The sequence below is a fragment of the Mesorhizobium sp. BE184 genome (assembly GCF_031457045.1).
Taxonomy (GTDB): Bacteria; Pseudomonadota; Alphaproteobacteria; order Rhizobiales; family Rhizobiaceae; genus Mesorhizobium.
Map to the genome: position 1 here is coordinate 1,000,193 of NZ_JAVDVU010000002.1, position 24,199 is coordinate 1,024,391.

At 62.7% G+C, this 24,199-nt stretch carries 22 protein-coding genes; 5 read left to right on the plus strand and 17 right to left on the minus strand.

Going from position 1 to position 24,199, the window contains the following annotated elements:
* Positions 1 to 313 precede the first annotated feature (313 nt).
* The 10 genes from J2X35_RS12920 to J2X35_RS12965 all read right to left on the minus strand — a co-directional run bounded on the left by J2X35_RS12920 (position 314) and on the right by J2X35_RS12965 (position 8,705).
* A complete protein-coding gene (locus J2X35_RS12920; RefSeq protein WP_310185908.1) occupies positions 314 to 811 on the minus strand; it encodes a hypothetical protein in 498 nt (165 codons plus the stop codon).
* Between the two features lie 161 nt (positions 812 to 972).
* Positions 973 to 1,278: a hypothetical protein gene (locus tag J2X35_RS12925; protein ID WP_310185910.1), complete on the minus strand. Its 306-nt coding sequence runs from the start codon at positions 1,276 to 1,278 to the stop codon at positions 973 to 975.
* 420 nt (positions 1,279 to 1,698) lie between these two features.
* The gene (locus tag J2X35_RS12930; RefSeq protein WP_310185912.1) at positions 1,699 to 2,088 is read right to left on the minus strand and encodes a M24 family metallopeptidase; all 390 of its coding nucleotides are present in this window, start codon (positions 2,086 to 2,088) and stop codon (positions 1,699 to 1,701) included.
* Between the two features lie 611 nt (positions 2,089 to 2,699).
* A complete protein-coding gene (locus tag J2X35_RS12935; protein WP_310185914.1) occupies positions 2,700 to 3,593 on the minus strand; it encodes a carbohydrate ABC transporter permease in 894 nt (297 codons plus the stop codon).
* A 1-nt stretch (position 3,594) separates the two neighbouring features.
* Complete coding sequence (locus tag J2X35_RS12940) at positions 3,595 to 4,482, minus strand: carbohydrate ABC transporter permease (protein ID WP_405023224.1); 888 nt, start codon at positions 4,480 to 4,482, stop codon at positions 3,595 to 3,597.
* A gap of 286 nt (positions 4,483 to 4,768) precedes the next feature.
* Entirely contained in the window at positions 4,769 to 6,097 is a 1,329-nt protein-coding gene (locus J2X35_RS12945; protein WP_310185919.1) for an ABC transporter substrate-binding protein, read from the minus strand.
* 46 nt (positions 6,098 to 6,143) lie between these two features.
* The gene (locus J2X35_RS12950) at positions 6,144 to 7,223 is read right to left on the minus strand and encodes a sn-glycerol-3-phosphate ABC transporter ATP-binding protein UgpC (RefSeq protein WP_310185922.1); all 1,080 of its coding nucleotides are present in this window, start codon (positions 7,221 to 7,223) and stop codon (positions 6,144 to 6,146) included.
* A 532-nt stretch (positions 7,224 to 7,755) separates the two neighbouring features.
* Positions 7,756 to 7,968, minus strand: a complete 213-nt coding sequence (locus J2X35_RS12955; RefSeq protein WP_310185924.1) for a hypothetical protein — start codon at positions 7,966 to 7,968, stop codon at positions 7,756 to 7,758.
* Entirely contained in the window at positions 7,958 to 8,149 is a 192-nt protein-coding gene (locus tag J2X35_RS12960; protein WP_310185926.1) for a hypothetical protein, read from the minus strand. The genes J2X35_RS12955 and J2X35_RS12960 overlap by 11 nt, the downstream gene beginning before the upstream one ends.
* 85 nt (positions 8,150 to 8,234) lie before the next feature.
* Positions 8,235 to 8,705: a helix-turn-helix domain-containing protein gene (locus J2X35_RS12965; protein WP_310185928.1), complete on the minus strand. Its 471-nt coding sequence runs from the start codon at positions 8,703 to 8,705 to the stop codon at positions 8,235 to 8,237.
* On the opposite strand from J2X35_RS12965, the gene J2X35_RS12970 reads away from it, so the two are divergent.
* Both J2X35_RS12970 and J2X35_RS12975 read left to right on the plus strand, forming a co-directional pair.
* A complete protein-coding gene (locus J2X35_RS12970) occupies positions 8,592 to 9,650 on the plus strand; it encodes an NAD(P)/FAD-dependent oxidoreductase (RefSeq protein ID WP_405023225.1) in 1,059 nt (352 codons plus the stop codon). The genes J2X35_RS12965 and J2X35_RS12970 overlap by 114 nt on opposite strands.
* A 106-nt stretch (positions 9,651 to 9,756) precedes the next feature.
* Positions 9,757 to 10,929 carry a GGDEF domain-containing protein gene (locus tag J2X35_RS12975; RefSeq protein WP_310185930.1) on the plus strand — a complete coding sequence of 391 codons (1,173 nt, stop codon included), beginning with the start codon at positions 9,757 to 9,759 and terminating at the stop codon, positions 10,927 to 10,929.
* 5 nt (positions 10,930 to 10,934) lie between these two features.
* Here J2X35_RS12975 and J2X35_RS12980 read toward each other — a convergent pair whose 3' ends face one another.
* The 4 genes from J2X35_RS12980 to J2X35_RS12995 are packed head-to-tail and all read right to left on the minus strand — an operon-like array spanning position 10,935 to position 16,781.
* A complete protein-coding gene (locus tag J2X35_RS12980) occupies positions 10,935 to 12,266 on the minus strand; it encodes a SidA/IucD/PvdA family monooxygenase (RefSeq protein WP_310185933.1) in 1,332 nt (443 codons plus the stop codon).
* A gap of 5 nt (positions 12,267 to 12,271) precedes the next feature.
* Entirely contained in the window at positions 12,272 to 14,086 is a 1,815-nt protein-coding gene (locus tag J2X35_RS12985; protein WP_310185935.1) for an IucA/IucC family protein, read from the minus strand.
* On the minus strand, positions 14,083 to 15,147 hold the full coding sequence (locus tag J2X35_RS12990) for a GNAT family N-acetyltransferase (RefSeq protein WP_310185937.1): 1,065 nt from the start codon (positions 15,145 to 15,147) through the stop codon (positions 14,083 to 14,085). Before J2X35_RS12990 ends, J2X35_RS12985 begins: the two co-directional genes overlap by 4 nt.
* Positions 15,144 to 16,781, minus strand: a complete 1,638-nt coding sequence (locus J2X35_RS12995) for an IucA/IucC family protein (RefSeq protein WP_310185938.1) — start codon at positions 16,779 to 16,781, stop codon at positions 15,144 to 15,146. The genes J2X35_RS12990 and J2X35_RS12995 overlap by 4 nt, the downstream gene beginning before the upstream one ends.
* A gap of 257 nt (positions 16,782 to 17,038) precedes the next feature.
* Here J2X35_RS12995 and J2X35_RS13000 point away from each other — a divergent pair, with 257 nt between their 5' ends.
* On the plus strand, positions 17,039 to 18,217 hold the full coding sequence (locus tag J2X35_RS13000) for an MFS transporter (RefSeq protein ID WP_310185940.1): 1,179 nt from the start codon (positions 17,039 to 17,041) through the stop codon (positions 18,215 to 18,217).
* Positions 18,218 to 18,243: 26 nt separating this feature from the next.
* Here J2X35_RS13000 and J2X35_RS13005 read toward each other — a convergent pair whose 3' ends face one another.
* The 3 genes from J2X35_RS13005 to J2X35_RS13015 are packed head-to-tail and all read right to left on the minus strand — an operon-like array spanning position 18,244 to position 22,166.
* Entirely contained in the window at positions 18,244 to 19,518 is a 1,275-nt protein-coding gene (locus J2X35_RS13005) for a RhtX/FptX family siderophore transporter (RefSeq protein WP_310185941.1), read from the minus strand.
* The gene (locus tag J2X35_RS13010; RefSeq protein ID WP_056113022.1) at positions 19,515 to 19,907 is read right to left on the minus strand and encodes a hypothetical protein; all 393 of its coding nucleotides are present in this window, start codon (positions 19,905 to 19,907) and stop codon (positions 19,515 to 19,517) included. Before J2X35_RS13010 ends, J2X35_RS13005 begins: the two co-directional genes overlap by 4 nt.
* A gap of 9 nt (positions 19,908 to 19,916) precedes the next feature.
* Positions 19,917 to 22,166: a TonB-dependent receptor gene (locus J2X35_RS13015; protein WP_310185942.1), complete on the minus strand. Its 2,250-nt coding sequence runs from the start codon at positions 22,164 to 22,166 to the stop codon at positions 19,917 to 19,919.
* Between the two features lie 305 nt (positions 22,167 to 22,471).
* Here J2X35_RS13015 and J2X35_RS13020 point away from each other — a divergent pair, with 305 nt between their 5' ends.
* Positions 22,472 to 22,774 carry a DUF982 domain-containing protein gene (locus tag J2X35_RS13020; RefSeq protein ID WP_310185943.1) on the plus strand — a complete coding sequence of 101 codons (303 nt, stop codon included), beginning with the start codon at positions 22,472 to 22,474 and terminating at the stop codon, positions 22,772 to 22,774.
* Between the two features lie 624 nt (positions 22,775 to 23,398).
* A complete protein-coding gene (locus J2X35_RS13025; RefSeq protein ID WP_310185944.1) occupies positions 23,399 to 24,190 on the plus strand; it encodes a transporter substrate-binding domain-containing protein in 792 nt (263 codons plus the stop codon).
* Positions 24,191 to 24,199 lie beyond the last annotated feature (9 nt).

A 24,199-nucleotide genomic window follows, 5' to 3' on the forward strand; every position in this document is an offset into this window, starting at 1 on the left:
CTCACTTCCCTGAGCTCTACATCCAAGCGGCGTCCCCTCTGTTCACCCCGTTCTATCGCCTGTTTTTCCTCAAGAGACGAATCCAACTCCAGATCCCCGGTCTCGACCAGATATTCTCGCAGCGCGAGGACGGCGGCTTCCTCAAGCCTCTCCGCATCAGTGCCGGCTTCGAACCGGCGGAGTGCGATTGATACGTCGGTGCGGAGATCGAGGGTGAGGCACATATTTAGTCCTTCGAAGCTCCGGCGACATCAGCGCAAGAGGCTGCGCACTCCGCCGAGCGGAGAACTGTTCCGATCTTGTTCACCTGGGATCAATGCGATTCATCGAGGCGGTCGGCGAGAGCTTCGGTCATTTCAATCAGGTTTGGGCGAAGCGCCAGCGCGATATTTGACGCCAAGTTTGCTGTGGCAAGTTCATAGGTATCCAGCAATATGCTTTGGTTGCGGGCCGTGAGAACCGGGTCAGCGAGCATGATCAGAAGGCCGCGGAGGACCTGTTCAGAGCCGCTTGCCACCTGTGGAAGAATAGATCCATGGTCTTCTCGCTGACCGACGGACTTGAGCAGGACCTCCTGCAACGCAGTCGCGACGCGAAGTTGCAGGGCAACGACGGTTACGAACTCGTCTTGTTGCTCGACGACGCCTTGTTTAGCAGCCCCACGCATCCATGGCGTGCCCTCCAGAACGGTGTACAACTCTACAAGCACCTCAGCGTCAGATATGTCGTAGGGCGCGGCACCAACCGTTTCGGCGGGAGCGAAGGCGTGTGTGAGGACAGCCGCGTCCGAAGGCTCGCGAAGGTCCGGCATACGGCCCTGTTCCTCGCGTTCTGCAACGAGCGCTTGAAACGCTTGAAATGGGTGGCGACCTCCTCGGCATTCTTGAGCGTGACGTGAGCCTCGGCTGTGGGACAGTGCCAAAGGCCGCTCGCTACCAAGACCGGCCATTAAGCGGCCACAGCAGTGCGCTGTCATGATGTTTTCTTGGACGGATCGCCACAGCGGCCTTTGAGCCGAGCAATTTCCGGCTCCTGGTCGGCGCCGCCTAGCGGCACTCCGATCATGAACACGCCGAGCGCGTCATTAGTCGCGGTGCGAGATTGTTCTCGGTAGAGATCGGATAGACGCTGCCGGTCCGGCGCTTTCCAAATCTGAAGCCCCTGTGGTGAAACGTAGAGGCCTATCGAACGTCCGACTGCTACGGTCTGCCAGTATCTAGATTTTCGGTCTGTCAGGATTTCGCGCGTAGATTGCTGGGATAGGTCATGTTTGGGCATGTCGGAGCCTCCGTTAGATTCGGGAACAGCTGCCTAGAGCGTGGCCATGGAAATCCGTAGCAGCGTCCAGACTTCTTTGCCTTTCGCCAGCGGGTCAACGGTTTCACGGCCGCGACGACAACGTCGGCGATGTCATCGGCATCGAGGAAGGGCTCGAAGCTGAAAGAGTTCGACGCCGGCTCGTGGGAACGCCATCATCGCAAGCGTCAGCAGCTTGCGTAAAGCCGGCAGAGCGTGACAAGACACGCCATGAAATGTCAGCGGTACCAACGTCTGGATTTCCTCACAACCTGTCATGCGGTCGCGGTGGCCGTACGGTCGGGCTAGCTCTGAGAGCCGGGGTCAGCGGACGATAACGGGGAGTGATTGCGGCGACAAGGCGCTGATGAAGTCCACGTCGTTTTCTTTCACATGCACGATCTACTCGAACTGGAAGACCGCGCCCTCAAGTTCAAGCTTGGGCTCCAGGTGCAAGACCATCCCAGGCACTATGATGGTCAGGTCCGTTGCCGAAAGCGAAGGCGGCTCGGTTACGTCGAGCCCGCCGCCATGGCCGATTCGCGAGACCAATCCGTAAGGTTGGGGCAGCTTCGCTTCGGCCCAGAATTTTTTGTAGGTGTCATAGACATCCCGGCAAAGCATTCCGGGCCTGATCGAGCGCGCCACCTCGATCGTCAGGGTTCGGACAGCCTCGTAAGCGGCCTCTTCCCAAGGTTCGGGCTCGCCGGCCCGGGCAATGCGGTTGCGGTCGGCCGGATAGCCGCCATAGGGCGAGCGAAAATCCGTCCAGATATAGTCGTGTCGCTGCAAAAGCTCGGTATCTCATGAAGTCGCTCATCGCAGCCCGGGCCTGTCGCTGTCGCGCCGTTTACAGCCGCTCCGACGTTGACTGAAGTGCCTAGCTTCGTTTCGGCACGACTCCCCCGCTCCACCGGTTCAGCACGCGAAATCCAAGTTTCCTGAATTCCAAGACGACGGGCGCAGTTGATGCCTGCGGGTGAGCTACGCCAGGATTGTGCGGTTTAAACTTGGTCGTCCCCGTATCATAAGTCTATGGAACGTCATGCCCCGCGACCGCCATGTTGATCGGTAAGGTGGCGCTCGATGAGGTAGAGGTCACCGGATCCGTCCATTGCCCTGGTTGGTTGCGAAGATGTGGAGGTCGTCGTGCCACATCAACAAGGGGGCAAAGTCCGACCGACCAGGAAAACTTCGCCGAGCACAAGATCAATCCTCAGGGGGCGTCGATCCCATCGACGCAGTCGCATCTGAAGAGGAGGAGAAGGTACGGGTCAGTTGAGTCTTAGGTTGCGGCATGCGTCGACCATAGGCAGGCAAAAGTAGCTGGGCGGCCAAGCGTCTCGGTTCGACTTCTTTCAGCCAACCATCAAAGCTTAACGGACGCGGCCCAACGCCCAAGCCTATTCCTTCACGGCTCCGGTCATCGAGGACACGTAGTGCTCGACGAAGAAGGAATAGAGGACGACCACCGGCAGCGAGCCGATCAATGCTCCGGCCATCAGCGCGCCCCATTCATAGACGTCGGAGCGCACCAGTTCGGTTAGGACGCCGACGGGAACTGTCTTGTTCTCCGATGACTGGATGAAGGTCAGTGCGTAGATGAATTCGTTCCAGGACAGGGTGAAGGCGAAAATGCCGGCCGAGATCAGCCCCGGCACCGACAGCGGCAGCACGATCTTCGTCAATATCTGCCATCGGCTGGCGCCGTCAATCAGGGCGCACTCCTCCAGTTCAAACGGTATGGAGCGGAAATAACCCATCAGCAGCCAGGTGCAGAACGGCACCAGGAATGTCGGATAGGTGAGGATCAGCGCGAAAGGCGTATCGTAGAGGCCGAGGTTGAACACCATCACCGCCAGCGGAATGAACAGGATGGACGGCGGCACGAGATAGGCCAGGAAAACCGCCAGACCGATCTGGCGCGCGCCGGTAAAGCGCAAGCGCTCGATCGCATAGGCCGCGAACACCGAGGCAAGCAGCGACAACGCGGTCGCCGCGACCGAAATGATGACGGTGTTCAGCAGCCAGCCGGGATACGATGTCTCGAACAGCAGATAGCGGATGTGCTGCAGTGTCGGATGGACGACCCAGAACGGATTGAACTGGTCGTAGTTGGTCATCTCATTGTTTGGCTTCACCGCGGTGATGGCCATCCAGTAGAACGGGAACAGCAGCACGAAAACGAATACCGCGAGCGGGACGTAGACAGTCACCACCCGGCGCGGCAGGCTTTGCAGATAGCCCATACCGCCTTCATCGAGTGACTGGCGTTTCATCGTTCTAGTCATGGCCATGTCAGTCCCTCCCGCCCTGCTGCCATCTCCGTCTCTGCAAGCCGAAATAGCTGAACAGGATGGCGACAAGGAGAAATGGGATCATGGCGACGGCGATCGCCGCGCCCTCACCGAGCTGGCCACCAGATATGCCGCGCTGGAATGAAAGTGTTGCCATCAAATGGGTGGCATTCACGGGCCCGCCACGGGTCAGGACATAGATCAGTTGGAAGTCGGTGAAAGTGAACAGCACCGAAAACGTCATGGTGATGGCGATTATAGGCGTCAGCAGAGGCAGCGTCACATGCCGGAACAATTGCCAGCGGCTGGCGCCATCGAGCGTGGCTGCCTCGTAGAGCGACTGCGGGATCGTCTGCAGGCCGGCCAGCAGGGTTATCGCCACGAAAGGGATACCGCGCCAGATATTGGCTGCGATCACGGAGGCGCGTGCATTCTCGGGATCGCCAAGGAAATTGATATTGTGATCGAGCAGGCCCATCTGCCGCAAAGCCCAGGAAAGGATGGAGAATTGGGTGTCGTAGATCCACCAGAAGGCGATCGCCGACAGCACCGTCGGCACCACCCATGGCAACAGCACCACGGCACGGAAGAAGGATTTGAGCGGCAGCTTCTCGTTGAGCAGAAGCGCCAGCCACAGGCCGAGCGCGAACTTCAGCACCGAGGCGCTGATCGTGTACAGCAGCGTGTTGAACACCGACAGCCAAAACACGCTGTCGTCCCACAGATACTCGTAGTTCTCGATGCCAATGAAAATGCCGGGGCGCCCAATGCGCGCGTCGGTAAAGCCCAGCCAGACGCCGAGCCCAAGCGGATAGGTAAGGAAGACAAGCAGCAATACGGCAGTCGGCAGCATGAAGCCGAAGCCCAGTACATTGCGGCTCTCCGCCATGCGCGCCAACAGCGAGGGGCGGAGCGGAGCGGTTGCGGTCGTCACGGCCATTGACTCTTCCCTGAAATCCAAGCTGTGGCCAACGGCGCCTGACCGCTGCCCGGTTTTCCGGTTGCCGGATTCGAGGATTGGCGAAACCGGCTGCGGAAGCTTTCTCTCCTCTTCTACGAGGGGAGAGGTCCGGGAGGACGGTGAAGGCGGAGCCGTGGCGAAGGGCAGACTGCCCTCCGCCATGGCTCCGGGGTGTTCGGCGTTCCTGTCCCGTGAACTGCGAGAAGAAAAGGAACTACACCCGGTAATAACGGTTCGCCCGCTTCTCCGCCTCTTCCATCGCCTCCTGGGCTGTCGCCTGACCGGTCACCGCCTTGGCGAACATGTCGACCAGGACGTAGTCGGCCATGGTGGCTGCCGAAGCGTAGCCGAGCGGGCCGGCATAGCCGTTGTTGCGCAGCGTCGCCGAAGCCTTGGAATAGGGCGCGTAGTTCGGATCGGCGGTCCAGATCGGATTTTTGTCATAGGCCTTGAGCGTCTGGCAGCAATAGCCGGAGGAACCCTTGATCCATTCCGACATCTGCGGCTCCTCGAACATGAACTGCAGATACGCCTTGGCCGCATTCGGATAGGGCGTGTAGTTGAAGATCACGGCCGACGTGACCTGATAGAGCTCCACCGACTCGCCGACCGGGCCGATCGGCAGGCTAGCGGTGCGAATATCCTTGGCCATCTCGGCCAGCTTCGGATCCTTGTCCTTGTTGATCCTGGCGGTCTCGTAGGCCGAGATTCCGTTGGCGATGACCGAAAGCTCGCCGGCCAGGAAGGCGCGATTGTTGTTAACGTCAAGCCAGCTTTCCGTGCCCGGTATGAAGGTCTTGTAGAGCTCCTGCGCGTATTCGATCGCCTTCAGGGTTTCGGGGCTGTTGATCGCCACCTTGCCGCCTTCGTCGACCATCTTGCCGCCATGGCTCCACAACAGCCAGTGGGCGTAGTTGTTGCCGTCGCCGACGCCGTGGCCGTGCGTGAAGCCGGCCGGATGGCCCTTGGCCTTGAGTGCCTTGCACAGTTCGAGGAAACCCGCGGTGTCCTTCGGGAACTCCGAGAAGCCAGCTTCCTTGACCCAGCTCTCGCGGTAGACGATGGCATTGCCGATCGTTGCCAGCGGCAGGCCGATGAACTTGCCGTCCTTGGTCGCGTAACTCTTCGGACCCTCGTGCCAGCCGCCATACTTGCCGCCGAGATACTCGCCGAGGTCGGTGACATCGAGGAGCTTGTCCGGATACTGGAAGGGATCGTCGAACCAGACGAACATCAGGTCGGGGCCGGAGCCCACATTTGCGGCAACGGCTGCCTTGGGACGGATATCCTCCCAGCTCTCCTTGTCGACGCGAACCTCGACACCGGTCGCCTCGGTGAATTTCTTGCTGAGCGCAAGCCATGCCTCCTCGTCGCCCTGAACGAAGGGCGACCAGCGCAGCAATCTGAGTTTGGCGCCCTGCTCAGGCGTGAATTTCGGCGCGGCGGCCTGGGCGAAGGCGGGGGACCCAACAAGGCGGCTTCCAATTACGCCGGCCGCAACACCGGCTGTCGTGCGGACTAAATCGCGTCTGGTGAACTTCATGGCAATCTCCTCCTGTTTTGCTTCTTGTCTTTTCAGTGTTCGCGCCTCACGCGCCGGTCATTTCGACCCGGCTTCCCGTCTCCCGTTCGAAAAGATGAACTGCACCCGGCTCCGCGGCGAGGTGCACCGTTTCGCCCGGCGTGAAGGCATGACGCTCGCGGAAATTGGCGACGATCTCTTCGCCTCCGCCGGTCCGACCGACCATTTGCACCTCCGACCCGGTCGGCTCGACAACCGTGATCGTGACCGGGAACCCATCGCTCGACAGCCTGAGATGCTCCGGTCTTATTCCAAGCATCACGCTGTCGCCGTTGCGGACCGCCGGCGTCGGCGGAAGCGACATGGAAACGCCTCCAGCACCTTGAAAGGCCAACGACCCATCCGTGCTGATCTCGCCTTTCAGGAAATTCATCGCCGGAGAGCCAATGAAGGAGGCAACGAACAAATTCGCCGGCCGGTCATAAAGGTCCAGCGGCCGGCCGATCTGCTCGACAATGCCGTCACGCAGCACAACGATCTTGTCGGCCATGGTCATGGCCTCGATCTGGTCGTGCGTCACATAGACGGTGGTGGTCTTCAGGCGCTGGTGCATTTCCTTGATCTCGGCGCGCATCTGAACGCGCAGCTTGGCGTCGAGATTGGAAAGCGGCTCGTCGAACAGGAAGACCTGAGGATCGCGCACGATGGCGCGCCCCATCGCGACACGCTGGCGCTGACCTCCCGAAAGCTGGCGCGGATAACGATCCAGGAGGGGCAAAAGGCCCAGAATCTCGGCGGCACGTTTGACGCCGGCGTCGATCTCGTACTTCGAGACCCGCTTCAGCATCAGCGAAAACCCCATGTTCTCGGCGACGGTCATATGCGGATAAAGCGCATAATTCTGGAAGACCATGGCGACGTCGCGCTCCTTTGGAGCGACATTGTTGACGACGCGCGATCCGATCGAGATTTCTCCGGCGGAAACCTTTTCCAGTCCGGCGATCATGCGCAGCAATGTCGATTTTCCGCAGCCGGACGGCCCGACCAACGTCACGAACTCGCCGTCCTCGATATTGACGCTGATGCCGTGCAGTATCTCAACCGCTCCGAACATCTTATAGACCTGGTCTATCGAGACCGACGCCATCGATTCCCTCCCGACCGGTTGTGCGACGCCCTCGAAGAGAACCCGCGTTCGGCGTGACGGCCCTTGTGCCTCGCTGTCACGGCGCGACATGGGGACGGTACCGCCACCTGGAGAGGGTGTAAAGCCGAACTGCCGCCGTTCGTGGCGATTACAGGGGCGGTATCCGCATCCGGATAGAACCCGTCGCCTGAGCCCTGTAGACTTCGCCTCCAAAGTATTGCCGTCGCCGAGCTGAAACCGGATCGAGGTCCCGCCCGAATTGCGCCGCGCAGGGCAATGTCCCTGCTTGACGGGAATGTCGTCAGTAAAACCTCAAGGCGTCTGAGGGGAATGAGATCAATGACGGTACCGCCGGGGACGAGCAGATTCCGCGCCAATACGAGGAGCCGTGCAAAGCGGCGTCCTGGAATTGCCATTGGCGACGGTTCCGATGGCGTCGCTGGTAGGTGTGTATACGATGCGGCCTCCTATGCCGGACCTGCTATAAAGGCTGGGCAGCGTGGTGACCTCATTATTCAATTCCATGCTTATGTCACGGCTGTTTTTTGCTGTCGAATACGCCCTGCTCGAGATCGCTGTCGCGTTGGAAAGGCGCGGTCGTTACGCTTGGCCCGTTCGGGCGGAAAAATAACGCGCCCGGGCCAGCCGGCGGAGCTTCGAACTGCTCGCGGAGAGCGACATCCACGGAAAACGGTCCACTTTCCACAATCTGTAACTTGAACGACCCGGCCATTTTAGCGCTCAAGGCAGTCTCCAGTCGTGAGAAGCAGTTGATTGCGGACGTCTGGTGTGTTAGCGTTTATGCAGGCCGCCACGAAAACGTCGACCAGCCGCAATGCGCTCGGCTGCCAGTCGCTCGCTCCTTGCGAATAGAAGATGCCGAGCACGGTGCGTAGCAATTCGTCCGGAGAGATGTCGTCGCGCAATTGCCCTGACGCCACTCCACGTTGAGCAAAGGCCGATGGCGCCGGTCAGCCGCTCAAGCGAATAGGCCCTCAACTCGTTCGATGCCTACGCCGCTTCCTGAAGCGCCGCGATCATTCCCTTCTTTGTCGCCACCAACCGAACATTGGCGTGCAGCCACTTTCGTAGCGCCTCCACCGGCTCGGCCTCAAGCGCGAGTGTTTCAGCCAGGTCTCCCAGATGATCGACCTCGTGCCTGTAGACCGCCTCAAATAGCAACTCGCGTGTCGGAAAATGACGGTAAAGCGTGCCGATCCCCACGCCTGCCTCACGCGCGGCGGCCTCCAGGCTGGCTTGGGGGCCGCCGGCGCTGAAGATGAGGGCCGCCGCGTCCAGCAGCTTTTCCCGATTGCGGACAGAGTCCGCCCGTGGCCCGCGCCTTGCTTTTGTCGTGTCGACTTCCACCTGTTTCAGAATAACGCCTTTCGCCTCTTGATAAACGGCCGCGAGGTCTTGGTGCTGGAGGCCAATTCTGCGATTGGCCGGGAGACATCCAGCCGCAACAGCGAAGTCATTCATGCCGGCATTTACTATCCCGCCGGTTCGCTGATGTCGCTTCTGTGCGTGGAGGGCCGGCATCGGCTTTACCGCTATCTCGCCGAACGCCAGATCGCGTTCCGCCAATGCGGCAAGCTGATCGTGGCGACGAATGCGGCGGAAAGCTCCCGCCTCGCAGCCATCGCCGCCCATGCGCGTCAAAACGGCGTCGACGACATCGTCGAACTCGACGCCGCCGCCGCCCGCGACCTCGAGCCGGCGCTGTCCTGCACGGCGGCGCTGTTGTCGCCCTCGACCGGCATCTTCGACACGCATGGCTTCATGCTGGCGCTGCAAGGCGATGCCGAAAACGCCGGCGCGGCCTTCGCCTTCCATGCTCCGGTGCTGCGCGGCGAGGCAGGTGAAGACGCTATCGTTCTTCACATCGGCGGTGAGGCGGGGATGTCCATGCGCTGCCGCGCCGTCGTCAACGCCGCCGGGCTGATTGCCTGTACACTGGCGGCAAGCATCAAGGGCATGCCGCCTGCACTGGTGCCGAGACCGTACTACGCCAAGGGCAACTATTTCTCGCTTGCAGGCCGTTCGCCATTCAGCCGCCTGATCTATCCGGTTCCAGTCCCTGGCGGGCTCGGTACGCATCTGACGCTCGATCTCGCCGGACGCGCCCGGTTCGGTCCGGACGTGGAATGGATCGACGAGATCGACTACGCCGTCGACCCGGCGCGTGGCGAGAGCTTCTATGCCGCGATCCGCCGCTATTGGCCGGCGCTGCCGGATGGATCGCTGCTGCCAGACTATGCCGGCATAAGGCCGAAGCTCGCCGCGCCCGGCGCCGGCTGGAACGATTTCGTCATCCAGGGCCGCGCGGCGCACGGGATCGTCGGGCTGGTCAATCTGTTCGGCATAGAGTCTCCCGGGTTGACGGCGTCGCTGGCGATTGCCGCCCACGTGGCGGCTCTGGTCTAGGACGCCCGCCGGCCAAAGCCATGAAGCGGCTTGCCTTGGGGTGACCTTGGGGCAATCAAATCTTAGGACTAGGCATGTATGGCTGCAGGCGCACGAGGGGCTTGGTGTGACGCAGGCAGACGGGAACAGGGGCGAGGCGGCCGATGTGCTGGCCCTGCAGATGGACGCGCTCTACAAGGCGGCCCCAGCTTCCATACTGAGCATTTCCGGCGCCCTGATGGCCATCTTCGCCTACTGGTCGCCTGATTTGAAGTTCGGACTGATCCTTTGGGTCGGCTGCGTCAGCACGGTGGCCCTGCTGCATCTTGCGGGCACCGCCCTGCGCGCCAGCGGCAGGCCAGTGAGATGGACGCCGGTCTCCTGGGCGCGCGTCGCCAGCGCCATCTATTTTGCTTCCGGCCTCTCCTGGGGCGTCGGCGGCGCCTGGATGCTCGGCCACGGCAACGAGCAGCAGGCCCTGGTGATCTGCTGCCTGGCCATGGGCGCGGTGACGGTTACGTTCCCAGCCGTGGTTTATGCGCCGGCTTACAATCTTTTCCAGGTGCCGATCTTTTTCATGTTTGCTATCGGCCTTGCCACAAGCGGCATGGAGTTCGGCGCACTGCTTTCCATAGCCTCCGGGCTGCTGTGCATCTTCGCCGCGATCATCGGTCAGGGGATGGGATCGCAATTGGTGCTGGCGCTTCGCCTCTATGACGAGAACCGCAAGCTTGCTGAGGAATTGCAGGTGCGCGGAGCGGCGCTGGAGGCCGCCAATCGCGAACTCAGGATTCAGAGCCTGACCGATCCGCTGACAGGCGTGGCCAACCGGCGCCAGCTGATGAGCTTTGCCCGCGCCGCGCCCGAACGCTGCGCGGTGCTGATCGTCGATGTCGATCATTTCAAAGCCTACAACGACAGTTTCGGCCATGCGGAGGGCGATGCCTGCCTGGTGCTAGTCGCCGCAGAACTGCAGGCTAGCGCCAGACCGGGGGTCGATCTCGTCGCGCGGCAGGGCGGCGAGGAATTCGCGATTGTCCTTGTGGATGTCGATGAAGACACGGCGCAAACCGTTGCGCAGCAGATGCGGAGCAATGTGGAGATGCTGTCCGACGCTCATTCCCCGGCGATAAAGCGAACCGTGACGGTGAGCATCGGGCTGGCCTGCCGGGGACCCGGTCGGCACAGGACGATCGCTGACTTGATGGCCGACGCCGATTCCGCCGTCTACGAGGCCAAGCGATCTGGCCGCAACCGGGTCTGCACTTCGGCGGCTCCGTCGCAGATCGCCGTGGCCTGAGCCCCCTATCCGAGCACCGGGAGCCTTTCCTGGCCGACGCTGTAGAGATGGCTGGCCCGCGCCGTCTGCCTGGAAGCCCATGTCACCGGCGGCTGCGGCAGTTCGAGGTCGAAATGGCCGCGGCCGAGCAGCGCGTTGACGATGGTGGCGCTGCGCCACGCCATCAGGCTGAGCTGCGGCTCTGCGATGCCATGGGTCAGGCGTCCGGCATTGAGCGCATAGATGTGGCGGTCGGCGGGGCCGTCCCACTCGATCTCGAAATTCGCATCGAGCCGGTAGTGGCCGCGTTCGTCCAGGGCGATCCTGCCGAGCAGCGGTTTCATGCAGTCGGGAATGGCGAAGGCATAGCCGGTGGCCAGCACCACCGCGTCGGCGGTCCGCGCCTCGATCGCCCCGTCGAAGCCGTTGCGCATGATGAGGCGGTATTCGTTGCCTTCGCGCGTCAGGTTCAACACTTCGCGGTGCGGCGTCAGGTTGATCGTGGTGGCATCGGCGGAAAGATGCCGCAGCGTGTAGAGCTGGCGGTAGATTGCCTTCAGAGTGCTGGTCGAGGCTCCGTCGCCGGCGAGTACCTGCTGCTCGAGGATGGTTTCGCGCCGCCCCCGCGGCAGGCGGTGGAAGTTTTCAACGTAGCCCGGCGTGAATAACTCGTCGGTAAAGGGCGAGTCATCCAGCGGCAGGAAGTTCGGCCGCATGCTGATCCAGTCGATCTCGCAGCCGGCGAAACGGTCCGAGGAGATCAGATGCAACATTACCTCGGCGCCGCTCTGGCCGCCGCCGACGATGGCGATGCGTTTTCCGGTCAGGCGATCCAGCCGGTCGGCGGCCTGGCTGTTATGGAAACAGCGCTCCCCCGCCGCCGCGTGCGCCCAGGCAGGGATGTTGGGTTTCAATCCGACGGCAATCGCCAGATTGCGTGCGGTCACGTCTTCGCGACCAAGGCGGAGCCGAAAATCCCTGCCGTCGAAATCGATTTCCTCGACCGCGCTGGCGAAGCGAAGTGAGGCGAGGTTCTCGCTGACCCAGGAGAGATAGCGGGCGAATTCCGGCCTCGGGATGGCGGTGAAGTCCGCATTCAGAAATTCATAGAAGCGCTTCTGCGCCACCAGATAGGCCATGAACGACCATGGGCTGGTCGGGTGTGTGGCGGTGACGAGATCCTTGAGGAAAGACGTCTGCAGCTCGACGCCCGGCAGCATCATGCCGGGATGCCATTCGAGACTTGGTTCGCGGTCGAAAAAGCGGGCCTCGAAGCCCTCGATGGAATCGAGATGTGCGGCGAGGCTGAGATTGAAAGGTCCGATGCCGATGCCGGCAAGATCAAGCGTATGGGTCATGGCGGTCAAACTCCGTTTGGAGCTGGCTGGGCCGATGGGAGATCGCCGGGCTGACTCGGGTTGAGCGGATTGTCGAGCGGTGTGCCGAGATCGGGCAAGGGGCGCTCGCCGGCATCGCCGTAACCGATCGCGAAGCGGACCTTGTTGATGGCGATGCGCGGTATTTCGGGAGCGAACAGGTCGAAAAGCGCGAAGCGGTCGGCCAGTTCGGGATGTTCGGCCTGATAGCGCCGGGTGGCTGTGGCCAGAATGGCGTAAAAGCGTCGTTCGTCAAAGCTGTCATATTCGGCCAGCGCCTCGGAGAGGAAGCGCAGCAGGCTGACGATGTGGCCTGTCTGCAGATGCTGGAGCAGGTGCGCCGGCGGCCGTCGTTTCAGCGTTGAGAGGATTTTCGGATCGAGCGCGCCGAGTTCGGGGAAAGACTGATCGACAAGGTCGAGATCGCCCTGGAAGTCCTTGACCGCCACGCCGACAGGCGTCGCGCCATCGAGGATGACGGTGATGTTCTGCCCGTGGGCGATGAAGCCGACGCCGTAGCGGCACATGAAATGGTAGAGTGGCACGAAAACCGAGGAAAACAGCCGGTCGAGCCAGACTTCGGCGTCGAGACCAGACTGTTCGATCAGGGCGCTGGCGATCGAGCGGCCATGGGAGTCGCGCTGCGGCAATGCCCCCATCATCATCGGGCGGTGGCCCGAAGGCAGGTCCTTTTCCGGGCTTTCGCGCCAGATGGCGCCGAGCATTTCGCAGAACTGATAGGGTGCGCCATCGACGCCGCTATAGTGGGGGTGCGGGTAGAATGCGCCGGCGACTTCCCTGAGCACTTTCACATTCTTGAGCACAGGGTCGGCGGCCGCAACCTCACCCAGCCAGCGTGACAGGTCGGCGCCGATCTCCATGTATTTACCCGGCACGCCGCGCCAGGCGGATGTGTTGAGGATGGTCAGCGGGAGCTTGACGTGAAGCGTCTCCGGTCGCGCCGTGTTTGCCAGCGTGCGCAGCGATTGCAGCGGCAGGAAAGGGTCGCCGAAACGGCCAAGCGGCGCCAGCCTGCCGGCGGCGATTTCACCCGCGAACTGCGAGGCGATCATCGCCTGCCACTGCCAGGGGTGGACAGGCAGCGCCAAGTGCGTAGCGCGAGAAAGGCCGACTGCGGCAAGGGTTGCTTCAAGCCTTCTCCGTTCGTCCGGATCGAGCGCGGCCTGCAGCAAGGCCTCTTCGTCCAGTTCGCGATCCAGCGCCAGCTTGCAGCGGTCGCGCGCGGCGGCGAGCCAGAAAAGCTGGAATGTCTCACCGGATTCCGGTGCATAAAGCTCGAAATCGTCCAGGCCCCAGCCGAGCCGGCCCTTGTTGGCGGGCGCCTTCGGATGGCCATCGAGCAGCGTCTGCAATTCCGGGTCCGGCAGCATTGCGAGTTCAGCAGCGGATCTCGCGCCTCGCCGTTCGGCGATCCGGATGTCGGCCATCAGCGTGTTGTAGAGTTCCTTCGCATAGGTGCAGAAGGTGGCCGGCGACATGCCGAGCCTGTCGCGCGCATCGGCGAAGAAGGCAACCGCGTCGTCGACGGGAAGCTCGACGCCGGCATCGCGGGTGAGGGTTTCGGGACGGACGCTAAGCTGGCCCCAAATGCGGCGCGTGGCGGCAAAGCGGTAGGTGACGCCGGAGCCGAGCGTCAGCTCCCACCGCCCGGGCGACGCCTCGCGCGGCGCAAGGCATTCCTCGAAGGTCAATTCGGAAATCGCCTTGGCGACCACGTCACGGTTGATCGCGACCCAGGTCGCGGTGTCGCGAGCCTTGGATATGGGTTGGTGTGCCGTCACAGCGGCACCTCGCGGAAGAAGCGCTCGCGTTCGCAGCAGACCAGTGCGGCGCGCTTGTGCGGAAAGTCGAATTCCTTGACCTTGTTATAGGCGGCGTCGGCGCAATAGCTCAGCATCTTCTGGTGCGATGCGCGCGGCTCGCCGACGATGCGCAGCGTGCGCGGCTCGTCGAGGAACAAATAGTGCGTGATCGAGCGGAAGAAGGCGAGCGTCTTCGGCCGGCCGAGGTGGCGCGCGTTGCCGATCAGCCCATGCCAGCCGCGGTCATAGTCGTGCGGTTCGTAATAGGGTCCGAGCCGATCCTCCCTGGCCCAGTAGAATTCGAAATAGCCGACAGGCTCGTTGTCCAAGCTGCCGATGACGCCGAAAATATGCGGATCGCTTTCCTGGTCGGCGAGATACTTGTCCAGCTCCTCGCGGCTCTGGGCAAGCTCCCAGAAAAAGGCGACGCGCCCGTCATTCATCCAGCGATGAAAGAGGTCGAGATCGCACCGACGGTCTATGGGCCGGAACGACAGGGTCATGCCGATTTCCGCGATCCAGCGCTCGTACATCGGCCCGCACGGGCGCGGCGGACGCAGCGGCGGCAGGCGATCCTGCGGACCGAGAGCCGTGGGCAGTTCGGGATAGGTGACGTGCGAAGCCTGCCGGCGCCACAGAAGCGGCAGCTGGCGCAGGACCGAGCGATGGACGAGGGTGCGTTCGGCTTCGTCCGGGAGGGTTTCCGTCGCCAATGCCGAAACCGGCCAAAGCGTCCTGGCCGACGGCAGCAAGGCGCGGTCGATAGCCGGATACAGGCGGAACGCGGCGTCGACGAGACCGGCGAGGATCTGCGGTTGGTTGAGCCGTTCGGCGGCGAAGGTGACATCGTCGACAAGAAGCCGACCATCCGTGGTCGTGACGCGCGCCTGTCCGGCAGGCGTGCCGTCTGCGACATTCAGACTGAGGCGCTCGCCATCGACGCGGATTGCCAGCGGTTCGGTGGCGGATGTCAGGTGCTGCCATCCCCTGGTGCCAGGGTCGCTGGCATGTGGCCAGTTCTTCGCGGTCTCGATGTTCATGCGTGTTCTCTCACCAGCAGGGGGTTGGGAAGCTCCACGTAACCTGCCAGCGGGTCGGTCACCTCGGTGTTCTCGTTGATGTTGCGCAGCGCGATCAGGAAATTGCCCTTGGCGGCCAGCGTCGGGGCGCTGAGCAAATAGTCGAGGCACGTCCGGTCGGCCATCGGCTGCTTGGCCAATCCTTCCAGCGAGTGGCGGAAGATCGCCAGCAACTCGTCCTCTTTTACCAGGCCGGCGGCGGCGAGCGCGGCGATGGTGGCGAAGGCGCCGTTGACGATCAAATAGTAGCCGAAGAGCTTTGCCGCCGCGGGTGCCGGGAAGACGTGGTCACCCTTCTGGCCGGCCTCGGGCAGGAACTGCCGGAGTTTCGGCAGGAATTCCTGGACATAGCCGGTGCCCTGGCAGTCGCGGAAATAGAGCGCGTCTGGCCAGCCGCCGGCGAGGCCGACGACGAGGTTCTGCTGGTGCGCGCCGAACAAAAGGCCGAATTCCGAGAAGGCGACGATGAAGGGTTCGATGGCGGTTGCGAGGAATCGCTCGAACCACAGGTGCGCAACATTCTCCACCGGCTTCTTTTCGTCGCGGGCGATGCGGCTGACCAGATCGGACAGATGGCTTTCGGTGCGGCCGGGATGGCGCTCGCACAATGCGCCGAGCACGGCCGCCGAGGGGCTGTCCTCACCGCGGAAGGGGTTTTCGCGAAAGGAGACGATGGTGTCGGTCATCAGGGTGCCGTCTTCATCGCGCAGGCCGAACCAGGCCGGCTCGCCCAGCACTGTCAGGGTCGGGCAGCGCTTGCGCAGGGCCTCACCAAGCTTGCCCTTGACCAGCCGGTGCACCGAAAGGCCGCGCCGGCATTCATGCTCCTCGACAATGCGCCGGGAGTTGGTCAGGCGCAGGCTGAGCGAAAACTTCAGCATCCAGTCCGTTCGTGATGAATGGATCGTGCGCAACGAGGTGGTGGCGCGCCACGCCGGCCCACCGAGCCCGAGATCGACGATGCGGCCGTCGCGGAACAGCCTTTCGATACGTTCCTCCTGCATCAGCCGCAGGGTCTGCCAGGGATGCATTGGGACAAGGACCTTGCCATATTCCCTTGCTGCCCGGGTCAGAAGTTGCGGATCGCCGACGGCGAGCTTGCGAGCCATATCGACGACGTTGAGAGGCTCGACGCTTCCCGAGGCAAGGATGGAGGGATCGACGGCCCACCAGCGAAGGGTGAAGTCATTGCCGTATTCATGGCCGAAGCGTTCTGAGTCCACATGCGTGAACTCCTCGCGGCTCATCGGGGCGGGGTGGACGGCGTGGCCGAAGCGCAGGGCGCTTTCCGCCTCGATGAAACCCGGGTCGCGCTCGGCAAAGGGCCTTATTTCGCCACGCGCCGCGCTCACCTCGCCGATGGCAGCGATGCTGGCGAGGCTGCGGCGCAGGAAGGTCAGCCGGCTTTTCGGCGTGGCGCGGCCGGCAATGGCGGGCTCTTCAAGGATCAGCGCCAGAAGGCTGAAAAGATCGATCTCGGCCGCCTCTCCATCGGGCCGGAGCCGCAAGAGCGGCATGGCGAAGTCGTGGTAGCCGACTTTGGAGCGGTGCCGTGCCTCGACCAAAACCGCGCAGCGCGAGGCAGGGAAATTCAAGCGAAGGACGTCCGCCCGCGGGCGGAATAGTCCGGTCGGTGCGCCGGTGATAAATTCCCAGCCGTTCCATTCCCGTAAGAGAGCATTAAGAAAAGGGCTCAATGCCGGAGACGCTCCAAATGTACTTGGTTCCATGGGTTTCCTCATATTGGAAGTACAATATAATGGAGATAGATATTTATACTTTAGAGCTTTTAATATTACTTTTTATCAATTAACAAGCGCAAAGAAACTAACTTGCTTTTGCCGTGAGTGATATGGAAAAATCGTCCGCTTTGCTGCCTCGGTTGGCGATGGCGGTATCGGCCATCGGGTTCGGCCAGTCCGCCTTCGTTTCGCTTGTCCCCATGGTGATGGAACGGCTGAAGCTGGACGCATTTGCCATCGGCGCGGCGACGGCCATTGGCGCCGCCGCCTTCCTGGTCGGCTCGCCGCTGTGGGGCCGCATGGGCGAGCGGCTCGGATACGGGAAGCTGTTGCGTCTGCTCGGCCTCGCCATGCTGGCGGCGCAGGCGATGTTCGCGGCGCTTCTGGTGTTCGGAGCCTGCGCGGCGCTGGGCATCGTTCTGCTGATGCTGTCGCGGTTCGTATACGGCTTTGCCGCGTCCGGCGTCATGCCGACGGTGCAAGTCTGGGCCAGCCGAGCGGTTGCCGACGACAGGCGGCAGGCGGCGCTGGGTCTGCTCGGCGCCGGCGTCAGCACCGGAAGGCTGGCCGGCGCGGTGCCGGCTGCCGCAGCCATCATCTCGCCGCTGCTGCCTCCGCTGCTGTTCGTGCTCAGCCCGCTGCTCTTGTGGCTGGCGCCGGGCAAGGAAGAAAGCGGCGGACGAGCGGACGGCAATGCGGTCAATGCCAGCAAGGACGTTGGCATATCGCCGTTCGACCGCCGTGTCTTGCCCTGCCTGGCGATCGGCTTTTGCCTGACGCTCGGTTTCGGTCAGGTGCAGATGATGCTTGGGCCTATGATACAGCAGCGTTTCGGCCTCGACGCAACGCAGGCGACGACGGTCACCGGCGTGGCGCTGATGCTGGTGGCGGTGGTGATGGTGCTGGTGCAGGGGTTGGTCGTGGCACGGCTGCGCCTGAGCGAGCGCAAGAGCGTCGTCGCCGGATGCCTGCTGGTCTGCGCCGGCATGGTGCTGCTGGCGGTCACGGGCAACCATACCGTCTCGGCTATTGCCTTGGCGGCGGCCGCGGCCGGCATCGCGGTGGCGACGCCGGGCTACATCGCCTGGTTGACGAAGCGCGTCGAGCCGCAACAGCAGGGTGCGGCGGCCGGATGGCTGGCCACCACCCATGTGCTGGGGCAGAGCATCGGTGCGCTGGTCGGCGGCTTCGCCTTCACGCTTTGGCCGTTCGCCCCGCTGGCTGGCTGCGCGGCGCTGGCGCTTATCGCCGCCTGCTTCGCGACCACGGTCAAGGGTAGCGGCCAATAGCGTGAAGCGGGCTGCCGGAAACGCCCTCATTCGGCGACCTCCGGGAGCGGCCGCGCATTGGCCCGTATCTTTCCGGCATCGGCGGCATAGGCATTGAGCATGCGATAGGTCGCGATCACGGCAATGGCCGACAGCGCCGCCGCCAGGGTGAACAGCGCCGAATAGCCGAGCATGTCGGCAAGGCGTCCGGCCAGCATCGAGCCGACGAGATAGACGATGAGCTGGGCGCAGGACAGGATGGTGAAGTCGGTGCCCGGCTGGTCCGACGAGGTGACGGCCATGAACAGGCTGTAGAGCGCGACGATTTCCATATAGCGCACCAGCGTCTGCAGGAACGAGGCGCCGAAGATCGGCCAGAAGCCGGTCAGCGCGCCGAAGGCGTGCAGCGCGAACATCAGGAAGCAGACGGTGCGCAAGGTGCCCAGCAGGCCGAGCACGGACGCCGCGCCGCGCTTGTGCAGCAGCCATGCCGCCAGCGCCGAACCCCCGAGCCCGACAGTAAACGCCGCACCGCCCGACAGATAGCCGATGATGTCGAGCGGCACGCCGGCGTCGACGAGATAGGACCCCTCCATCGACTTCACCAGCCCTTCGCTGGCGCGGTAGATGAGCGCGATCCACAGAATCTGGCGTGCTTCCGGCCGGCGCAGAAAGCGCGTGATGGAAGGACGGGTGATCGCCGCCTGGCCGTTGCTGACCGGGTCAGTCTCGCGCATGGCCAGGGCGGCGAACAGTGGGATGACCGACACGGAAGCGACCATGGCCAGCATGCTGGTCCAGCCGAAATGGTGGTAGGTCAGGAGGCCGAGCGTGCCGCCCAGCACGACGCCGAGCGCGACGGAACCGCCCTGGATCGCATTGCCGATCGGCCGGTCCTTCGGGTCGAGATATTTGGCGGCGTAGCCGTCGGTGGCGATGTCCTGTGTTGACATCAGGACGGAGACGACGAAGCCGATGGCGAAGATGCCAGTGACATCCGTAGGCTCGACCCACATCATGGCGACGATGCCGGCGATGACGCCGATCTGGGTGATGATAACCCAGCCGGCGCGGTGCGCGCGTGCCACAGGGCGGAAGCGGTCAACCAGTGGCGCCCACAGGAATTTCAGGATCAGAGGCAGCATCAACAGGGCCATCATGCCGATGGCGGTGCGTGAGACGCCCTGCTCTCGCAGGATGGGCGGAATGGCGGCGGCGAAGAGGTAGCTCGGGATGGCCTGCGCCAGATAAAGGCACGCCAGCACGACGAACAGCCTGATGCGCGATGCGCCGGGGGCACGGCGTTCAGCGGACGGGCTCATTGGTGCGCTCCGCCGACAAGCGGCTCCGATACGAATATGTTCAGGAAGGCGTCGGCTTTGGCGCGGCTGCGGGTGACAAGAACCGGAAAGTCGAACAGGCCCTGCCAGACGCGTTGCATCTTGTCGTCGGCAGCAGGGCGAACGAGCGCGCAAGCGCGGCAGGCGGCCTCGACCGTCTCGCGGTCCGCCTTGTACCAAAGGTTCTGCGCCTTGCGCTGGGCGTCGGTCAGATTGATCTCGACGCCGATATCAACCAGCAGGACGAACGGTCCCGGCTCCGACGAAATCCGCCTGATCGCCTCGACGTAGCGCTCGCCGTCGGCCGGATCGGCGGGGGCTTCGCCGACCAGCGAAACCACGTTGCCTTGCCGTTGCAGGGTTATCGTCATCGGGCTGCCCTAGAAAGTGACCTGGTAGGACATGCCGAAGGATCGGCCGAGACCGGGAACGTCGGCGCCGCGCGTCGCCGTTGCCGACGGGTTGACGTAGTCGGTGTCGAAGACGTTGCGGACGGCGAGGCTCAGCACGCTTTCATTGGCGAATTTCTTCGAGAGGCCGACATTGACCAGCGCCGCGCCGTCCAGTTCCTGTGTCGCCACGCGGTCGCGGCCGGAGAACAGCTCCAGTTCGGTGCGCAGCGTCAGATCGCTCTCGAAATGGGTGACGAGATAGACCAGCCCCTTGTACGTCGAGGGTATTCGGTTGTTGGGCAGGTATTCGCTGCTTTCGATCCTGCCGTCGCGGTCGGCGTCGTATTTGCCCTCGACATAGCCGACGGAGCCGCCCAGCGTGAACATGCCGTTGAGGTCCGTCTCGGCGTTCGCTTCAAAGCCCCAGATGCGTTCCTTCTGCTGCGAGACGCGGTTGGCCGCGATGTCGTAGCTGACGCCGTTGTCCGAGGTGGACATGTAGGCGCTGACGCCGCCCCGATAGGTGCCCCAGTCGCCGCGCAGGCCGGCTTCATAGGTGTTCACCAGCTGAGGCTCGGGCGCGATGTCGGCATAGCTGATGGCGTAGTCCGGGGCGCCGACGCATGGCAGCCCCAGAGGCGTGACGGTGCTGCCATAAGCATCGCAGATCTCGCCGTTGGAGTTCAGGCCGGCGCGGCGGGTGAAGCCGCCAATGTCGGTCAGGCTGTAGCCTTGCGAGAAATTGCCGAAGGCCTGCATCTCGTCGGTCAGATCGTAGACGGCGCCGGCGTTGAAACTCCAGGCGTTGTAGTCGAACTCGCCGCCGGTCACATCGATGGCCGGCAGGCCGACAATGCGCGAACCGAAGAGCACGCCGGCCGCCGGCCGGGTGAAATCGGCGACATTCAAATAGAACTGGTCGAAACGCGCGCCGCCGCTGAGACGCAGCCGGTCGGTGACCGGCACCTCGGCTTGGGCGAAAAAGGCGACCGAATGCTGCGCGGTCGGCGCGATGGCGTCCTGGCCATTGGTCAGGTGCTGCTCGGTGTTGTCGAAAGTGTAATCGGCCCCCCATGTCAGGGTGCTGCCTTCCTTGATGAAATCGACCGGCGTGTTGACGGTGAGGTTGACGCCGGTGCGCTGCGATGACAGCGCCGTCTGGTTGAACGGCGCGGTCGGATCGACGCCCACCGGGATCAGGATGGGGGTCGCCGGATTGAACGGCAGATAGACCTGGCTATTGACGGCCGAGAATTTGGTGAAGGGCGACTGCTTGAAGATGTCGTTGTAGAAGGCCTTGATCTCGAGATTGCCGAGGGCGAAGTCGCTGTCGGTGTATTTCGCCGTCAGGTACTTGGAATCCTCCTTCAGCGGCTTGCCGAAATAGGGATCGCCGAAATCGGGAGCCACCGGGTCGGCGGCGTAGTCGGTGAACCAGTCAGGCTCCTGGTTGGCATAGGTCCAGTCGGCGCTGACCTCGAAGCGCCTGGAGCCGGCCTCGTAACCGGCGACGCCGAACAGGTTGCCGGAGCCGGTGCGGTCGCCGCCGCCCTGTCCGAGCATGGCGTCCGACGCCATTTCGTTGCCGTTGCCGTCATAGGTGCGGCGCGACATGTCGCCGGAAGCGGAGAAGAAATAATCGAAATTGTTCTTGCGGCCTTCGACCGAGACGCTGCCGTTCGGCGCGATGGATTTGCCGACGTTCTCGGTGAAGGCGTTGAAGCCGGTGCGCACCGTCACCTTCGGCTTGTCGCTGGCGCCACGCTTGGTGATGAAATTGATGGTGCCGCCGGTGGCGCCGGCGCCGTAGAGGCTGGACGCGCCATTGACGACCTCGACACGCTCGACCGTATTCATGTCGATCATGGCCAAGATGCGCGAGACGTCGCGTAGCGGGGTGTTGCGCGGCACGCCGTCGACCATGATGAGCACGCTGCGGCCACGGAAGGTCTCGGATGCGCCGGAGATCGTCTGGTTGCGCGGTGCGTAGCCGGGAACGATCCGGCTCATGAAGGTGGCGGCGTCGATGTTTTCCTGCGCCGCCCGTTCGACCTCTTCCCGGTCGACGACCTGGACAGACTGGGCGACGCTGGAAATGGAGCGCTCGTCGCGTCCGGTGACGACGATGCGGTCGAGTTCCGTGGCGTTGCCGGCGACCGGCTGCGCGGTTTCCTGCGTCCAGGCCGAGCCGGAAAGCGCCGATGAAGAGAGAAGAAAGACTGCAAGAAATTTACGCATGTCGCCCCCGATGATCAATCGCCCGGGTGGTTCCCAACAACGATCCGGGCATATAGGGACCGCCTATATATCCTGACTAATCGAGTCAACATTTTTATGCTGACAAAGACAATCAAGTTATATGAGGTCTGAAATCGCGGAGACGTGGGATTCGGGGTTCTTTCATGTTTGCGACCTGGGCGGGAACGTGACGTCGTTCGCGCCTTGCGCCGGGAACCGAAGGAAAGGCCCGGCGTTGATGCGCGTCGCGAACTTAAATGCCGCCGCGTCAAACCCGACCGTGCGGCTTTCCCGAAAGAGTTCCCATGCGCGATCAGATGTTCTTCACCCCGGTTGCAGTTTCCGCGGGACTTGGCGTCAAGCGTGAGATCGCCTGCCTGTCGGAAATGCATGAGTTCCTGACGGAATGGGAACCCTCCCGACGCAGCGTCAGCTATGGCGGGGCTGTCGCGGCCGTCGAAGCGGCGCGCGCAGGCGACATTTCCGTTGCCGCGGCGCGGGACGCCTTCATCACCTTCGCCAACACGGCAGGCATATTGTGGCCGGAAGCTCAGCCGATCATATCGGTCAAGCCGGTTGTCCGCAGCTTCGGCGGCTTCGCCTCCTGATCCTTCAATATGAATCGGTCGAGGGACCGGTGAGTCTTTCTATGCCCAGCGCGAGCGCCGTACCGGGCCGACGGAATGCGCCGCGCCAAAGCAGCGCGCGCGCCAGATTGCGCGCCTGTCAGATTTTCGGTGACAAGGCGATTTAATCTGACTAACAATGCCAGAAGAAATACGAGTCTAAAAAATGATAATGGGGAATTGCTCCCCGGATTGAGTCTGAACAACTCAATTCGTGGGCGGCGTGCCTGATCTATAGGCATATGAACGTATGAATGGCGGGGTTTCTATATTCACGCGATGCATGGATCGCCGATCATTTTCGATCGGCACTATTTCCACTGACTTGCGCGAGAGCGTAAGAGCCAGCCGGGACGAATGACTTGTTTTTTGTTCAGGACTTCAGGTTTCTCCCGCCGAACCCATCAAAATCCGTTGCGGCGTATGCTGCTGCTTCCCCACCTTGCCCGGCCTCCGGCCCGGTCGCCGCTCGGGGCCGCCTTGTCGTTTTGCGTCAGATCCCGGCGTGCCCGAACGGGTCACCGGTTCGCGCCTGCGCATCGGCCGCACCGGCAGTTTGCCTTTTCCTCGCCCCAACCTTCCAGCCTCAACACAGGGATTTCCAGCATGATGAAACGCCGCTCATTGTTTGCCGTCGCCGGCATGTTGCTCGCGGGCTTTTCCCTATCCGGTGCTCCGGCGCAGGCCGACGCGCTTGCCGATATCACTGCGCGCGGGACAATCCGCATCGGTGTGCCGCAGGATTATCCACCCTTCGGTTCGGTCGGCACAGACATGAATCTGAAGGGTCTCGACATCGACATGGCCACGATGATCGGCGAGAAGATGGGGGCCAAGGTCGAATTCGTACCGGTGACGCTGCCGAACCGCATCCCCTATCTGCAAACCAACAAGGTCGATCTCATCATCTCCAGCCTGGGCAAGAATGCCGAGCGCGAGAAGGCGGTCGATTTCACCCAGGCCTATGCGCCTTTCTTCAACGGCGTGTTCGCGCCGAAGGACGTCAAGATCGAGAAGCCTGAAGATCTTTCGGGCAAGACGATCGCCGTCACCCGCGGCGCCATCGAGGATTTCGCGCTGTCGAAGATTGCACCGCCGGACGCTGACATCAAGCGCTTCGAGGACAATAACGGCACCATGTCGGCCTTCCTTGCCGGCCAGACCGAAGTGATCGTCACCGGTAACGTCCATGCCGCCGCCATTCTGGAAAAAAATCCGCCGAAGCGGCCGGAGCTGAAATTCCTGATGAACAAGAGCCCCTGCTATATCGGCCTCAACAAGAACGAGGCGGGGTTGAAGGACAAGGTCAACGCCATCATCAGCGAGGCCAAGAAGGACGGCACTTTGGCCGGCTTCATCGACAAATGGCTGCATCAGGAGCTTCCCGCCGACCTCTAGGATTGACCT